Source organism: Sporolactobacillus sp. KGMB 08714 (genome assembly GCF_036598985.1).
In the GTDB taxonomy this organism is placed as follows: Bacteria; Bacillota; Bacilli; order Bacillales; family Sporolactobacillaceae; genus Sporolactobacillus.
The window spans coordinates 67754-83726 of record NZ_JAUUBW010000074.1 but is presented as its reverse complement, the minus strand read 5'-3'; the positions used below and the strand labels follow the sequence as shown (position 1 = coordinate 83726).

Annotated in this window: 14 protein-coding genes and 2 pseudogenes; 6 read left to right on the top strand and 10 right to left on the bottom strand. The window is 43.9% G+C overall.

Annotated features, from left to right (window positions below; all coding sequences use genetic code 11):
• Positions 1-60: 60 nt before the first annotated feature.
• From Q6A92_RS19905 to Q6A92_RS19880, 6 genes and pseudogenes are all read right to left on the bottom strand, one after another.
• Entirely contained in the window at positions 61-777 is a 717-nt protein-coding gene (locus tag Q6A92_RS19905) for a GntR family transcriptional regulator (protein WP_332239111.1), read from the bottom strand.
• 759 nt (positions 778-1536) lie between these two features.
• Complete coding sequence (locus Q6A92_RS19900) at positions 1537-2553, bottom strand: LacI family DNA-binding transcriptional regulator (protein WP_332239110.1); 1017 nt, start codon at positions 2551-2553, stop codon at positions 1537-1539.
• 178 nt (positions 2554-2731) lie between these two features.
• Positions 2732-2986 carry a hypothetical protein gene (locus Q6A92_RS19895; RefSeq protein WP_332239109.1) on the bottom strand — a complete coding sequence of 85 codons (255 nt, stop codon included), beginning with the start codon at positions 2984-2986 and terminating at the stop codon, positions 2732-2734.
• Positions 2987-3034: 48 nt separating this feature from the next.
• A complete protein-coding gene (gene rbsD, locus Q6A92_RS19890; RefSeq protein ID WP_332239108.1) occupies positions 3035-3433 on the bottom strand; it encodes a D-ribose pyranase in 399 nt (132 codons plus the stop codon).
• Between the two features lie 112 nt (positions 3434-3545).
• Positions 3546-5554 (bottom strand): annotated as a pseudogene (gene tkt, locus Q6A92_RS19885) (transketolase).
• Positions 5555-5682: 128 nt separating this feature from the next.
• Positions 5683-6402 (bottom strand): transaldolase, encoded by a 720-nt coding sequence (locus Q6A92_RS19880; RefSeq protein WP_332239107.1) that lies wholly within the window; start codon positions 6400-6402, stop codon positions 5683-5685.
• Positions 6403-6680: 278 nt separating this feature from the next.
• On the opposite strand from Q6A92_RS19880, the gene Q6A92_RS19875 reads away from it, so the two are divergent.
• The 4 genes from Q6A92_RS19875 to fucP all read left to right on the top strand — a co-directional run bounded on the left by Q6A92_RS19875 (position 6681) and on the right by fucP (position 10167).
• The gene (locus Q6A92_RS19875) at positions 6681-7094 is read left to right on the top strand and encodes an RbsD/FucU family protein (RefSeq protein ID WP_332239106.1); all 414 of its coding nucleotides are present in this window, start codon (positions 6681-6683) and stop codon (positions 7092-7094) included.
• Between the two features lie 110 nt (positions 7095-7204).
• Entirely contained in the window at positions 7205-7837 is a 633-nt protein-coding gene (locus tag Q6A92_RS19870) for a KpsF/GutQ family sugar-phosphate isomerase (RefSeq protein ID WP_332239105.1), read from the top strand.
• Positions 7834-8766, top strand: coding sequence for a ribokinase (gene rbsK / locus Q6A92_RS19865; protein ID WP_332239104.1), 933 nt, complete (start codon positions 7834-7836; stop codon positions 8764-8766). The genes Q6A92_RS19870 and rbsK overlap by 4 nt, the downstream gene beginning before the upstream one ends.
• Before the next feature lie 51 nt (positions 8767-8817).
• Positions 8818-10167 carry an L-fucose:H+ symporter permease gene (gene fucP / locus Q6A92_RS19860; RefSeq protein WP_332239103.1) on the top strand — a complete coding sequence of 450 codons (1350 nt, stop codon included), beginning with the start codon at positions 8818-8820 and terminating at the stop codon, positions 10165-10167.
• Positions 10168-10712: 545 nt separating this feature from the next.
• On the opposite strand, the gene Q6A92_RS19855 is transcribed toward fucP, so the two are convergent.
• Entirely contained in the window at positions 10713-12140 is a 1428-nt protein-coding gene (locus Q6A92_RS19855) for an MFS transporter (RefSeq protein ID WP_274401813.1), read from the bottom strand.
• Positions 12141-12292: 152 nt separating this feature from the next.
• Here Q6A92_RS19855 and Q6A92_RS19850 point away from each other — a divergent pair, with 152 nt between their 5' ends.
• Positions 12293-12796: a MarR family winged helix-turn-helix transcriptional regulator gene (locus Q6A92_RS19850; RefSeq protein ID WP_332239102.1), complete on the top strand. Its 504-nt coding sequence runs from the start codon at positions 12293-12295 to the stop codon at positions 12794-12796.
• 61 nt (positions 12797-12857) lie between these two features.
• Positions 12858-13636: pseudogene (locus Q6A92_RS19845) on the top strand (aldo/keto reductase).
• 103 nt (positions 13637-13739) lie between these two features.
• Here the strand turns inward: Q6A92_RS19845 and Q6A92_RS19840 are convergent.
• Genes Q6A92_RS19840 through Q6A92_RS19830 form a run of 3 tightly spaced genes read right to left on the bottom strand, consistent with a single transcriptional unit; the run spans position 13740 to position 15635 of the window.
• Positions 13740-14717: a hypothetical protein gene (locus tag Q6A92_RS19840; protein WP_274401811.1), complete on the bottom strand. Its 978-nt coding sequence runs from the start codon at positions 14715-14717 to the stop codon at positions 13740-13742.
• Positions 14710-15309 carry a permease prefix domain 1-containing protein gene (locus Q6A92_RS19835; RefSeq protein ID WP_274401809.1) on the bottom strand — a complete coding sequence of 200 codons (600 nt, stop codon included), beginning with the start codon at positions 15307-15309 and terminating at the stop codon, positions 14710-14712. The genes Q6A92_RS19840 and Q6A92_RS19835 overlap by 8 nt, the downstream gene beginning before the upstream one ends.
• Entirely contained in the window at positions 15306-15635 is a 330-nt protein-coding gene (locus Q6A92_RS19830) for a PadR family transcriptional regulator (RefSeq protein ID WP_274401808.1), read from the bottom strand. Before Q6A92_RS19830 ends, Q6A92_RS19835 begins: the two co-directional genes overlap by 4 nt.
• Positions 15636-15973 lie beyond the last annotated feature (338 nt).

The window sequence follows — 15973 nt, the reverse complement described above, 5'->3', positions numbered from 1 at the left end:
TTATCTGACTGAATGGAACATGGGTCAGGCGATGAAATCACGCCGCCGGATCCATGCACCTTAAAAAGTGATGAGCCCTTTTTCCATATCTCCGCGAATTCGCGAGTTGCTGTATTCAATTGGATGATTTTTAAGGTGATTGACAAAGCTTTCAATCCTGATGATCGGAACATTTTCGGGAATATCCAGCAGTTCGGCATCCCTTGTATCAGGCAGCATCGCCTGAAATATCGATTTCGAACGTCTGGGCATGAGATGATAGAAGTCTGACAGTACTTGATAAAGTGAATGAAAATTGATCAGATGCTGCTCAAGCCGGGGTACTTTTTCGGCCGGCAAAAGCGTCGTTGTCACAGAGATTGGACATTGATTGACAAAACGCAGAATTTCGAGCTCATAAACCGACGGATCGTTTTCAAGCTGCAGATAATGCTTTTCTGTTTCGGAGGACCGGCGCATCATACAGTTCAATAATTTGCAGCTATGCACAATACCCTGATCATCCATGTTATCGGAGAATCGCGTCTGCGATGAAAGGCTGTAGGAAACGGGTCTAGGCTTCTTATTGACAAACGATCCTTTTCCCTGTCTGGAAGTCAGCCAGCCCAAATTCGCGGCACGTGCAATCGCCTGCCTCACAACTGATCGTTTGGCTGCGAACCGGCTGCACAATTCATTTTCGGAAGGAATCTTATCTCCTTCCTGATAAACGCCGGTGTTAATGCAGTTAATCAAATATTCGGCAATTTTCAAATGTTGAAGTTCCGTCTGCACCACCTCTCGACTCCACCTCCCTGCTTTCACTGGGCTCAATTCTCTACGCTTTTCAGTCTAGCTTGTTAATAAGTAGGAACCATTAAGAAATTTTTAATTAATTATAAAAGGTGGAAAGTTATAATATAGAAAGCCTGAGTATTCCAGACTATCAACCCTTCATCCCGGACATTCCAGACAATTTAGAGACCGTTGAATTATCTGATATTTATCTGAAGTTCGGATCACTGAAATTTCTCCCGCAAATACGGAGCAAAAGGCTGCAACATCAAGGAGGTCCCTGACAAAAGCCAGACTGGAGGCATGAAATTTAATTTTAACGATTCGATTATGTTCTGAACCCGTACGTTCGCCGGCTTCCTCTTTTCATACCGAAGCGGTATTGGAAATATCTGGTGAAACGGGTATAAGCAAAGGTCTCCATGCTTGGAAATTAAGGCCGGCTTCCAAGTTTCTCGGAAAATGGATAACTGGTTTCTGCTTTATGAAAGGGATAAATGGGGATTAAGTTAAATCCTTTGTATGAACATTACGAACCGCACCGGTCAGCACATTCGAAAGGGGACGGAAAATTTGCAAAAAGCGGTTCTGAAAAATGTGAGTTCAACGGGGAGATGTAATAAGACCTGAATTAGGGAATGTCTTGCTGTGAAAGGGGGTTCAAGACAAAGAAATAAGCCGTTCTCCAGAGCTGCACCTGCCTGACGCGTCTGCTCCTTGCTTATAACCCGGCGTCTCTCATCAATCCGGGGATCTTTCGAGTTAACTGTTCTCTCCATTTAAAGATAAGACAGAATTGCCTTCAATCAATTGGTTGCTGATTGATATTTTTTTCTGTAAGTTTTCTTCAGAATTTTTGCCGAGTTTATTTAGGACTATTTTAGAAACATTTTCCCCAATAATATTCTCTTTTTGTTTGATACAAGTGATCTTTGTCTTTATAAATTCCTGATTTACGATTTCTCCAAACGAGACGAGAGAAATATCTTCCGGTATCCTTTTATGATTTTTTATTGCCGCTCTCATAATACCTTCACTCATCAGGTTATTGCAGCTTACAATGGCTGTTGGCTTAATCCCATTGTTGCTTAAAAAGAGTTCATTCATTGTTTGAAAAGCCTGCCTTTCATAATACCCGCCGGATAGTATCAGATCATCGCAAAGAGGGATATCATACTGCTTTAATGCAGACTGATACCCCATATACCTTTCCATACCTGTACTGCTGTCTAACGTGCCATTCATAATCGCAATCTTTTTATGCCCTTTTTTTATTAAATACTCTGTCAGTGAATAAGATTCATTAAAGTTTTGTTCTCCGACGTAATTCAGGTTTAAGAAGGGAACATCTCTGTCTATTAAAACCGTAAAAATGTTCTCTTTGATTAAAGGCATTAAATTTTCAGGATCTTGAGTACACGGCGAAATGATGACAGCATCCACATTCTTCTCAATCAACATTTCCAGGATCTTTTTCTCTTTTTCAGCAGATTCGTCGGTACTGCAGAAGATCAGATTATAACCATCGTCAAACAGACAATTGTCAATCTCTCTGGCAATCGAAATATAATACGGATTTCTAATATCTGTGACAACAATAGCAATCAAATTAGACCTTTTAATCCTGAGACTCCTTGCAATGGAGTTCGGTTTATATTGCAAGTCCTCAATCGCCTGCTTCACTCTTTCCATAATTTCTTTACTGACAGGATAATTTCCGTTTAATACTCTGGAAACAGTAGCTGTTGACACATTGGCTTTTATAGCAACGTCCTTCATTGTTTTTCTTCTCATTACTTAGATTTCAATCCCCGCCATTGTTTTTTTGCACTTATTATACCAAAAAACATGGCTTCATTGGTCAACAGTGTACCGATTTATTCAGCAAATTAAATAATTGACCTTCTCAAAACCTGTTTTCACATCTTTTAGTATCTCATAATCCTGCCCTAAGCTTTTATTCTCCAATATTACGATCCAGATTAAAAATTTTCAATTTGTCAATCTTCATAAGCAAATTGTCAAAGCTAGACGGGTCTCCGTGTAACATCTGAGCTTCCAACTCATTGAACTTTTCAGCCAGCATTTCCGCAACCAAGTATAAAGTGAGTTTCTCCTTAACAATCTTTTCAGGATCGTTTCCATGGGACGGCTGTGATTGAATGATTAATTCAGCAAATCGGCGCGGATCGATTTCCATTTGTTGTGGCATCTCTTCTCTTCTCCTCTATTCAATGTGGAATAAGCACTGTTTAAAATGTTAAAAAATCACTCCTGAACACAATATAATATTAGCGAAGGGAGTCATCTCCCCTGTTCGGATAAATGCTTTACAAGTACTCAAATCTTTCTTTAACTGTGTATGCGGCTCGTAACTGATGGTCACCTGATTCCCTAATATCTGTTTTATTTGTTTCAGAATCGGAACGTTTTTCTCTTTAATTTCTTCTGCGAGAATGACATGGTCTACATAATCTTCTGTTAAGACATTTTTAAGGACGTCAATAAATGCCGGCAATTGTTTTGATACGGCAAGATCAATTTTCTTTGTATCTTTCGGAACAGGCATGCCCGCATCGCCTATGCTCAGCCGGTCCATATGCCCCAGGCCGGCAATAACAGCGGCCATTTCCGAATTTAAAACGTTTCCCCTTTTCATCACATATCAATCCCTTTTTATGACTTCTGATGTTTCATACTTAGTGGGATCTAATAGCGTCAACGATCAGCTGCTCCTTTACGGGCACAGCCACAGAAAGATCGGGAGCCACTTAATTTAGTCGCTCTTCAAAAGTTTGCGTGAATGCAAGAGCCACTTTATCCGGAGTGAAGCCGTAAGCTTTTGTTACTTCCGAACCTTTACCTGAAGCCCCGAAACGATCAATTGTGACAAATGCACCGCCTGGGCCAACATACCGATCCCATCCAAAAGAAGAGGCCATTTCAATTCCGACCCGTCTGGTTAATCCAGGTGGAAGCACACGATTACGATAGTCCTTGCTTTGTGCATCAAATCGTTCAAAACAAGGCAGACTGACGACGCGGACATTCACATTCGCCTCACAAAGCAATTTTTGCGTCTCAAGCGCCAGTTCTACTTCTGAGCCGGTTGCGATCAGAATGCCATCCTCTTTCTTACTTTTATCGGCGGCAGAAACGATATAGCCGCCCCGTGCTACTCCCTCCCGGGCCCCGTCTGCTTCGCCTTTATAAGTCGTTGTATTCTGACGCGTTAATACCAGCACTGTCGGTCCGCTGCCAGTGATCGCTTGTTTCCAGACTTCCCTCGTTTCTATCGCACAGCTGGCCGATAGACATTAAGATTCGGAATGGACCGCAGGCCGGCAAGCTGTTCGATCGGCTCATGAGTCGGTCCGTCTTCGCCAACCGCAATGCTGTCATGGGTAAAGACAAAAACAGACGGAATTTTCATCAAGGCAGCTAGTCGAATGGCCGGTTTCGCATAATCGGAAAACGTGAAAAAGGTTGATCCATACGCTTTCACACCGCCGTGTAATACGAGGCCATTGACTATTGCAGCCATTGCGAATTCACGGACGCCGAACCAAATATTGCTCTGCTCATAATGTTCTGGCTGGAAGTCGCCGCTTCCCTTTAGATAGGTCTTGACCGAGGAAAATAAATCTGCGGATCCGCCGAACATATTCGGAATGGCTTTGTGCAATCCCTGCATGACTTCACCGGAAAGGTTTCTCGTTGCTGCGGTCGTTCCAATCTGATATTCCGGCAGAAAGCTCTCATAATTGGATGTGATTTTTCCCTCAATAGCATTTTTTAATTCTTGACTCTCTTCCGGATATCTTTCTGAATAATCTTCCAGCAGTGTGTGCCATTGTTTTTCTTCCTTTTCTCCGTGCACTGCATACAACGCACACTTTCGGTGGACTTCTTCCGGCACAAAGAATGGTTCATGTTTCCAGTTGTATCCTTTTTTTGCCAGAGCCGCTTCCTTTTCTCCTAAGGGGGATCCGTGCACAGCGTGAGTTCCGGCGACATCAGGAGCACCATAACCGATAACGGTGTGTACTTCGATCAACGTCGGATGATGGATGTCTTCCTTAGCAATCTCCAAGGTGCGTTCAATGGAATCCATATTGTTCCCGTCCTCGACGGTTAAAGTCTGCCATCCGAAGGAACGGAACCGATCCTGAACCTTTTCAGTAAAAGTCATTTCCGTTCCGCCGTCTAAAGAAATGTTGTTGGAATCATAGAGTACGATCAATTTTCCAAGCTTCAGATGTCCTGCGAGTGACGCGGCCTCAGAGGAAATTCCCTCCATCAAATCGCCGTCGCCGCACAATACATAAGTATAGTGATCAATGACCGGGAAAGCCGGCCGGTTATATTTTGCACCCAGATGTGCCTCTGCCATAGCCATGCCTGCAGCCATCGCAAAACCTTGTCCCAACGGTCCGGTTGTTGCTTCAACACCGGCAGTATGGCCAAATTCCGGATGGCCCGGAGTTTTGCTCCCCATTTGTCTGAATTGTTTCAGATCCTCAATGGTCAGGCCGTAACCGAAAAGATGGAGCAAGCTGTACAGCAGAGCAGAACCATGCCCGGCAGACAAGACAAAACGGTCACGATTGAACCATTTGGAATCATTCGGATTATGATTCATGATACGGGACCAAAGAGTATACGCCATCGGAGCTGCGCCCAGCGGCAGCCCCGGATGCCCGGAATTCGCTTTGTTGATCATATCGATTGATAAAGTTCGGATTGTATCGACAGCTAATTGATCAACTGATTTCTCCATAATTATCTTCCTCCGTTAATGCGCGCATCCTTCCTTCAAATGGATGTCCGAAATTTATTACATACAATATTAAAAACGGTTACATTAAACTGGTAAATAATCGGTTAGCCAATAAAATCATCATTAACTCAAGATAAGATACTGAATCCTAAAGATTTAATGTCTTTTTCAAATCCCTTAACCGTATCCATAGAGACATCAAACTGGCTTTTACCCAGATTTTTTAATTTTTTAATAATAGCCGGCGGAACCGTAATAATATCACAGCCAAGTTCCTGGGCCTGAAAAATATTCAGTACTTCACGTGTGCTTGCCCAGAGCAGATAGGCTTCATCTTTTGAACGACAAATTTCAGCACTCTTCTGTACAAATTGGGAAGGGTCTGTGCCCGTATCGGCTACCCGGCCGGCAAAAACGGAGACTAGATTTTTAGTCCCCGCCGCAAAGGCCGACACGCAATCTTTAACCTGATCTAAAGTCGCAATAGCGGTGACATTAATAAAAATCCCCTGATCCGACAGCCTTTTAATGAGCGGCGCCGTACTCTTCCCTTCCACCGTAATAATTGGGATCTTAACAAAAACATTGTTTCCAAGTTTATGAATAATTTGAGCTTCTTTTTCCATTGTCTCGAAATCATTGCTAAAGACTTCAAAGGAAAGCGATTTATCGGGGAATGTTTTAACAACTTCCCGGGCAAATGTCATGTAATTGGTTACACCCGCTTTTTTCATCAGAGTCGGATTCGTTGTAAAACCGGTCACATAATTCAGCTTTGCCATTTCCTTCATATCCTCGATGTCTGCCCCATCTGAATAGACATCAATTTTCAAATCAGTTAGATCCATTTTTCATCTCTCCAATTTTAGTAATCGTTTTCTTACAAAGTGAGCATATCACATACCCGTATTTTGTCAACCTCCGTTTGAGCATGACTTTATTAACATATTTTTTATTAATTTTACATAATTTAATGTTTTCCCCTATTTTCGATCTGTTTCATGAATAAATCGAGTTGGCATGTCATAAAAATTATCGTTGACATTTATTATTTTGAGGAATATGATGCTTCTGTAAGCGGTTTAGTAATCGATTACCATCAAAATTCTAATTCGGAGGCTTTAAAATGTTAACATCAGAACTATTGCATCCAACTATTTTACGTGCCCTTGCAAACTGCGGACATGGCGATAAAATTTTAATAACTGACGGGAATTATCCGCTGGATTCCGACACTAACGAGAAGACCGAGAAGATTTATTTAGGGCTTAAACCGGGTTTGCCAAAAGTTACGGATGTTCTGGCTACTCTAAAGAGCCAGATAAATTTCGAAAAAGCCGAGGTCATGACGCCGGGACCAGGCGAACAGCCCAAAATTTATGAGGAATTCAAAGAAATTCTCGGGGTAGATGATCTTTCTAAACTAGGACGTCAGGAATTTTATGACGCTTGCAAGAAAGCAGATAATCTGAAACTAGGTATTAACACCGGCGAAGTTCGGACATTTGCTAATATTCTGCTGACCGTTGGTGTTCGCTGACGATTTTATTAAGTTAAAGATTTCTGTTTTAATTTTTGCCAGAAAAAGTAATCGATTACTATAAACCGCTATTAAATATACGTTCTGAAAAAGATTTAGGAGGAAAAATCATGGAAAATGACTACAGCCAATTAATTAAAAAGGTCATGAACAGTGAAATTGACGCTTTACAAAACGTTGAAAAGAACATTGATCCCTCTTTCAACACCATTGTTGATGCGGTCCTCCATTGTGAAGGAAAAATTGTGTTTATGGGCGTCGGAAAGTCCGGACACATCGGCAAGAAATTGGCAGCAACTTTTGCAAGCACCGGTACGCCGTCTTTCTTTGTCCATGGAACGGAAGCGATACACGGTGATTTAGGAATGGTTGAAAAAAAGGATCTGGTTATTGCCATTTCCAACAGCGGAGAAACTCAGGAAGTTCTCGCACCCATTCCTTCATTGAGAAGAATCGGCTCCAAGATTATTGCTTTGACTGGAAATAAGAATTCTACTCTGGCAAAAGCGAGCGATCTCGTCTTAATGGTCAAGGTTAATCATGAAGCCGACGATTTTAATCTGGCTCCTTCTAATAGCTCAACGGCCGCACTTGTTGTTGGAGATGCGATTGGTCTGACAGTATCTCACCTTAAAGGGTTTCAGGAAAAAAACTTTGCGAATTTCCATCCCGGCGGTGCGCTCGGCCGAAGATTATTAAATAGTGACTTTAGAATCCATGAAAAAAAGGTGAATGAACAGTGAAAAAAATTCTCGTTATCGGCAGTTTCATGACGGACCTAGTTGTTCAGGCGGATCGATTTGTTGAAGAAGGCGAAACCTTGATTGGTAATTCTTTCGGCCAGTTTACAGGGGGGAAAGGAGCCAATCAGGCAGTGGCAGCCGCTCGCCTGGGGGGCCATGTTGCAATGCTTGGCGAACTGGGCAAAGACAGTTTTGGAAAAGACCAAATTGCCTCAATGGAAGAAAACGGAATCGATCACTCTCATGTCCTTTTCACTGATGAAGCCAGCTCGGGCATTGGCAATCCCCAACTGGACAGTCAGGGACGCAACAGGATTGTTGTCGTGCCCGGAGCTAATTTTAAATTTACTCCGGAACAATTGGAAAGCCTTGAAGATGAAATTATAAAGTCGGATATTATTGTTCTTCAATTGGAAATCCCTGTCGAAACCGTTTATAAAGCAATAAAATTAAGCAATAAAAACGGCAAAATTGTTATTCTGAATCCTGCTCCGGCTCAGCACCTTGATCCACACTATGCGCCAATGGTTGATTATTTAACGCCCAATGAACACGAGGTTCAAGTGCTGACAGGCATTGCCGCCGATACTGAAGGCCACATTCGAAACGCAGCCGACGCTTTATTGGCACAGGGATATAAAAATGTATTAATTACTTTGGGCGAAAACGGCAGCTATTTTAAAAATGCCGATACCGAAATAAGTATCCCGGCATTTAAAGTGCAGCCTGTCGATACAACGGCGGCCGGCGACGCATTTGTCGGTGCGTTTGCCTATAGCCTGTCAAACGACTGGGATACTAAAAAAGCATTAAAATACGCTACTGCAACATCTGCTATGGCCATAACAAAAATGGGGGCTCAGCCTTCGCTTCCAAAGAAAAAGGAAGTTGATGCATTTCTTGCAAAGCAGCAAACGACGATTCAATAATTTTCAGGCTGCTGGAAATCATATGAAATATAAATAAAGGTGGTTCAATCAATGAAGAAAAAGACAGGCTGGATAGAGCAACCCGACGGATATTTGAATATAACGCCGATTTTACAGTTTGTTTTAGTAACGATTCTGTTTGCGATGTGGGCCATCGCCGCCAGCTTAAATGACATTTTAATTACACAATTCAAGAGTGTTTTTCAACTGAGTGATTTTGCAACCGCTTTCGTTCAAAGCGCTTTTTACGGTGGATACTTTGTGATTGCTATCCCGGCGTCATTATTTATTAAGAAAAGCAGTTACAAGCTGGGAATTATCGCCGGGCTTATTTTCTTCAGCATAGGCTGTTTTCTGTTTTTTCCCGCCTCCCGTCTGGCAACGTATGAGGTATTCCTGTTTGCCATCTTCGTTGAGGCTATTGGCCTAAGCTTCCTTGAAACCTCTGCCGACACCTATAGTTCTCTTCTCGGGCCGCGACGGTTAGCCACAGTAAGATTGAACATCAGTCAGACTTTCAATGCCGTTGGTGATATTATCGGCATCCTACTAGGCAAATATCTCGTCTTTACAGATGCCAATCTTAAGACAGAAATGGCGAAGATGAGCCATATAGCAGCTTTAAATTACGGTCATCAGGTTCTGCAGCGGACGCTGCGGCCTTATATCTTTGTATTGCTCGTTCTCCTTGCCTTAATCATTGTGTTTGCTTTTACAAAATTCCCTTCAGGAAAAACCCGCAAGAAAACAGGGGAAATTGTATCGGCCAAATTCAGCGAAACAATGAAGTATCTATCCCACAATAAACGCTATTTAAAAGGGGTTGCCGCTCAATTCTTTTACATGGGTGTCCAAACAGGTGTCTGGTCATTTACCATGCGGCTTGCACTCGACATGTTCCCGAAATTCAATGAAATGTATGTGGCGAATTTCATGCTATACAGTTATATCTGTTTCTTCATTGGCCGATTCCTGGCAAGCTACTTACTTTCAAAGTTCCGGGAAACCGTCATTTTAACGGTCTACGCCTTAATCGGAACAATCATGCTGCTGGGGACAACGTTTATACCGAATATCTTTGCTATTTATTTGGCCGTCGGAGTCAGTCTCCTGTTGGGTCCATGCTGGCCGACCATTTACGCGCGGACTCTCGAAACAGTTACAGATAAGCGCCACACCGAGACAGCCGGTGCTGTTATTGTAATGGCAATCGTCGGCGGAGCCGTTCTTCCGGCGATTCAGGGATTAATCTCTGATGCGACTAGTATGCAATTCTCTTTTATTGCAACGGCAATCGAATTTGCACTCGTTGCCTGGTATTTTATCAGTGAAATGAAATACGATACCAAAGCTGCCGAAAATGAGGAGTCGCAGATTACGGCCCTGAATGAAAACGCTTAATATGCAGCTTAACGAATCCACTGCCCAACACTGTTTTTATAATAAAGTGCAAAGAGGATCATTTCGAAAGGGAATCGCCATCAATTTCATTGAAAATAGCGGCGCAGCCGAAAAAAGAGTGTGAATGTAAAAGAATCGGAGAGAAAATACCAATTCTCTCCGATTCTTTATTAAGTGGAAGAACTCATCAACATCTGATAAAAGAAATTTCATATAAATACAGAGAAAAAGCCGCCGATAAAAAGTGATTGATGAGGCTAAAGTGGGCGCAGATTGGATAGGAAGCGGGCTCTACAAATATTAATATACGTTTTCTTGTTTTGTTTCGCATGTATAGGGTAAGACATGTACTGGTTTGAAAATTGTCCCGGTTTCAAAACAAGTGATCACAGCGCCTATTTTTTCAAAATTCATCACTAATCCTTATTTCCAAATAGCCCCGATTTTTCTATCTTTTTTCCCTACCGTAGCCCGAAAATCCTGCCAGTATTACATCTATGAGAGTTTCCAACTGTAATCTATATATTTCTCGCCTGGTTACATCTCTAAAACGGTTTATCTTTTGCTAAATTCATGCCATGGCGGCTATGATTGAGCCGAGAGACAAGCAAGGTTGAAAGCAGGCCGACAAGTGCCAGGATGGTTAATAAAAGATAATCAAAGTGACTGCCGTTTGCTACTGCGGCAGAAACCTGCTGTCCGCTTCTGCTTAATTCGCCGGCAGAAATAACTGCCGAGAGTACGCTTGTGCCCAGTGACCCGGCATATTGCTGAAGCATATTAAACAGCGAGTTCAAATCGGTCTTTTTTGAGGCCGGCACGAATTTACTGGAATCAGACATCGTATTCCCGAAACCAAAATTAAAGCCAAAACGCAGAAAAAGGTAGACCAACGTAATCATTAGCAGTGTCGAGCGATTCGTGAGCCAAAAAAACAGGAATGAGCCGATCAGCATTGAAAAATTACTGATTAATAAAGGCGTCAGGGCCCCATAGCGATCATAGATACGTCCGGCAAGAGGCGACACGATCGCACCAAGCAGCGAGCCCGGCAAGAGGATCAGACCGGCCATCATCGAGTTATAATGGAGCGTTTCCTGAGCAAAAATAGGAATAACAAATGAGATGCCGATGTTGATAAATTGCAATGTAAAAAAGTTTACGGCGCGCCAGCTGACTAAGGGAGATTTTAAAATTGTAAAATCCAATAGCTGCCGGCCGCCGCTTTTGATGTGTCTTACAAACAGAGCGAAAGCAATGCAAACGATAAGCAGCGTTCCCCAGAAATTCCGGCTAAGAAAACCGTGGCCGCCCCCTTCGTTAAAAGCCCATATTAGGCTGATAAAAAATAAGCTTAATTCACTCATACCTAAAAAATCGAATTTGGCTGAACTGCGGTCTGATTTTAAACGGATTGTTCGATCCCCTAGAAGGGTAATGACCAGAATGACGGGTAAAACAAACCAGAAGATCATGCGCCAGGACAAGTAATGATTGAGCAATCCTCCGTAGGTCGGGCCTAGAGCAGGCGCGAACGAAGTAATCATGCTGGCGATTCCGGTATAAACGCCCAGCTTCTTAACAGGAATGAGCGAGAAAATTAAATGGAACATTAACGGTGTTGCCAGGCCGGTGGCGACTGCCTGCGCTAAACGGCCGATCAGTAAAATCGGAAAATTATCGGCCAGAGCGCAGAGCAATGTACCCAAAACACACAGAATGGCGGCTATCCGAAATAACCGGCGCGCATCAAAATGCTTTAACAAATAGGCCGTCGTTCCCATAACAAGCGTGACTAATAAAAGATAGCCGGTAGTTACCCATTGAACGGTATTTAAGGATACATTTAATGTGCGGGTTAAGGTCGGAAAAGTCACGTTCATGGCCGTTTCCACTAATATGCCAATAAACGAAAGCGCCCCTGTTGCTAAAATAGCTAATTTTGTTTTCTTTGAAACAAGCTGCGATTCCAATGGTAACCGCCCTTTCATTTGCTGGATTAAAAAATGACTATATCGCAATTGATTTTCTAAGTTATCTATGGCAGAATAGTTTCCGTGGAAACAAAAACTATGCTCAGTATACAACTTTTTCCGCAGGGATGCCAGATATTAGAGGTGCAGAAATGACGACCGAAGAACAGATATTAGCGTTATATCACGGGCTCCTGGCATTGGATAATAATGATGATCAAGAAAAACAATGGCTGATCAAACAGGTACCGGAGGCGAGAGATCTATCGACGCTAAATCTGCATATTCTTTCATTTTTAAAAGCATATCCGCACAGCCATGCCATAAATATAGCGGCCAAACTCGGTATCTTACGAGGGACGCTATCCAAACAATTGACGAGGCTGGAGCACCGCGGATTGCTGACCATGCAAACGGACAGCAAAGATTCCAGAGCCCGGCAATATCAGCTCACGTCATTGGGGGAACGGATCGCTTCGGAACACGACCGGCTATTGGTGCTTAAAAATCAGCGTCTGAAGAAATGCCTGTCCGCATTTCCCACTGAAAAACTGAACATCATTCAGCAATTCTTGAATGCCGTCTGGACCGTAGAAAGACAGGCAAATGACGATCTGGAACCCATTGATAAATATTCATGTGCCTATGATAAATGAAAAAAGAAACTGCAGATCGAATATGACAGTACCAGTGATTGCATGACGCGATGGGCTTAAGTTGCCGGCGATCGGCTTCGGAACATCCGGATTAAGGGGGACAACAGGGGTTCATGCGATTGAAACGACGATCATCGGTTAATTTGATACAGCGTATAACTACGAAAAGAGGGAACCGTCGGAGAAGCCATCCGCCGCAGCACAGCGCGTCAACAATTATTCATCTCGTCGAAGCTCCCCGGCCGATATCATGAATATAGGCAGGCCGTCACGGCGATTCAAGAATCACTGTATCGGATGAACCTGGACTATTACGATTTATACTTAATTCATTCGCCGAATCCCGAACGTGACTTATACATCGAAGCCTGGCAGGCGTTGATTGACGCTCAGCGGTGAGGTTTAGTCAGATCGATCGGTGTATGCAGCTTTCTGCCTGAACACTTAGACAAAATAAATTCGGAGGCCGGAGCTTCCGGTCATTAACCAAATAGAGTTGCACCCGATATTCAGTCAGGAAAAACAGTGGGCGTACAATCAGAAATACAACATTTTGACCGAGGCCTGAAGTCCGCTCGGAATCAGAGAGAATCACATTCTGGAAATTGACTTGATAAAACAATTATCGCAAAAATATAACAAAACGCCGGCCCAAATCGTTTTACGCTGGGAATATCAGTTAGGGACACTGCCCATTCCGCTTTCCCGGCACACAGAACGGCAAATAGAAAATTTAACCCTTTCCAGCTGAGCGAGCGGGAAGTGCAGCAAATTATTGAACTGGATCGGACAGATGGAAGAGTAACCAATCAGTATCCGGCGACACACGAAGAATTATAAGTGTATGCCTGCGTCTTCAATAAAATCGAAAATGAACTTTGCATAAAGAAGGACGACCCATGCCGTACGCCAGATCTGCGCACGGCATTTAACGCTATTTTTTTCACCGTGCCGACGGATTCAGTCTTTCTGCCGCCCGCCGCCAGACGAAGTAATAGATTGCCAGCGGCCACCACGCCAGCGCAAAGATTGGGTAAACGGCCCAGATCGTGCCCGGCGACGTGATTGCGTTGATCACAATGAACAGGACTGCGGTGAGTGCCGCGCCAATGATGGAGAGCGGCAGCATCCGTTCGCGTTTTCCAAGAGCGATCGCGAGCGGCCACCAGAGGAGCGCATATGCCGGAAAAATTGCCCATGGGAAGCCCGGAAACAGAGTGATATTCAGCGCTGTGTAGTAGACGATGCCGGCCGCGCAACCGGTGATCGCGGTATTGAGCTTGCCCAGACGACGGCCAAGCAGGACACTTGCCGGCCATGCAAGTACCGGGAAATAAGTCAGCAAAGCCCACGGAATGAGCGGTGTTTCTGTGAAGTTTTTGAACGACAGATAAGCAAGGATGACGAGGGCACCAAAAATCGAATAAGCTTTAATCGTTCCCGGTTTTGCCAATAAGACGCTGAGCGGCCACCAAGCAGCAACGAATATCGCATCATAGAACCAGACGACGGCAGGAGATACCACAAGATTGGTGATCATGAAGAAGACTGCCAGCACGATGAAGCCGGCAATTGAAAACCACTTCCTGTTCTTTACACCAAAGAACAAGGCGAGCGGCCACCAGAGCACGGCAAACGACGGAAACAGAAACCACGGATAACTCCATGAGGTCAGATAATTCGTTACCACAAGCAGGGCAATTGTCGCCAAACTGCCGACAAGCGACAGCATTTTGATGGAGTGCCGGCCGACGGCCATCGTCAAAATCGGCCACCACAGGGCGGCATATGCCGGAAAAATGAACCATGGGAAGCTTGATCCGGTCGAGAAATTAATGAAAGCAAAGAACACGATCATGATGAGGCTGCCAGTGAGCGAAAAACCGATCAGGTACTTACGGCTGTCCTTTTTCTCATTCATAAGAGCCATCCTCCTCCTTGTTCTTTTGGCGCAAGCGATAAAACAGCATCGAGAGCGGCCACCAGACGACGGCGAATATCGGATAAACGCACCAAATAATATGCGGTGTGTAGTAGAAATTAATGAACAGCATCAGGCAGGCGATCAGTATAAAGCCGCAAACTGAGAATCCAAAGCCGATAGGCACATTGTTCCTGATGCGCAGCCAGTGGAAGAACAGCGGCAGCGGCCACCAGAGCACGGCAAAAGTCGGATAGACAAACCAGATGATGTGCGGTGTGTAGTAGAAATTAGCAAACAGCGCGAGTGCGATAATCAGAACGGAACCCCAGACTGAAAAGGCAAGTGCCAGGCCGTCCTTCTTCACCTTAATCAGCTTTGCACTGCTCTCCAGCTCTGCTTTTAAATCGTCGATGTCGCCGAAATCTTCGATCGTTTTGCTGACCGCGAGTTCGCGCGGCTGCCCCTGCCGAATGAGATCGGAAAGCTTTTCATTAAGATTCTGCGTAATTTCCTGCATGATCTCCCGTTTGCGGCTGCTTTCCGGAACTGATTCAAATAATTTGCGGATGTGTGCTTCGATCTCGTTCATGGCAAACCCTCCATAAAAATATTGATGATATCGCGTGCTTCATGCCAGTTGCGAATCTCCTCTTTCAGATAAGCGCGGCCGAGACTTGTGATTCGATAATAGCGGCGCCGGCTGCCGAAAGAGACATCGCCGAGATAGGATTCGATCAGTCCCTTTTTCACGAGCCTTTGGAAAACGGCATACAGCGTCGCTTCTTTAATCCGGAATTTATGATCGGTCCGATTCGCAATTTCGTTTGAGATTTCATAACCGTAGCGATCTTTTTCGTAGATGAGCCGCAGGATAATGCCCTCCAGATGTCCCCTGATGATATCGCTGCTGATCACTGGCGGTCCTCCCTTTCTTGCTTGCCATTAATTATGTTAGATAGAGTAATGCCAGACAGAGTAGTATCTGATAGAACTATATCTGACAGTGTAATCATACAACGGATAGTTCCATCTGTCAAAGTAATATTTTCTGAACTGTGGTCAGAAAAATTCTGTGCCGCCGCACGGAATTACAGCTGTGACGATCTATAGTCTGACCGAGGCGGCCAGGCATTAATGTGACTGCGCATATGATTCGGAAAAAGCGGCTGTTTACCAGTACTTCCGCTATGCCAAAACCTGTGCGGCCATCTACAGTTTACAGTAGCCAAAGAAAATGGGTTGAATACCTCTTT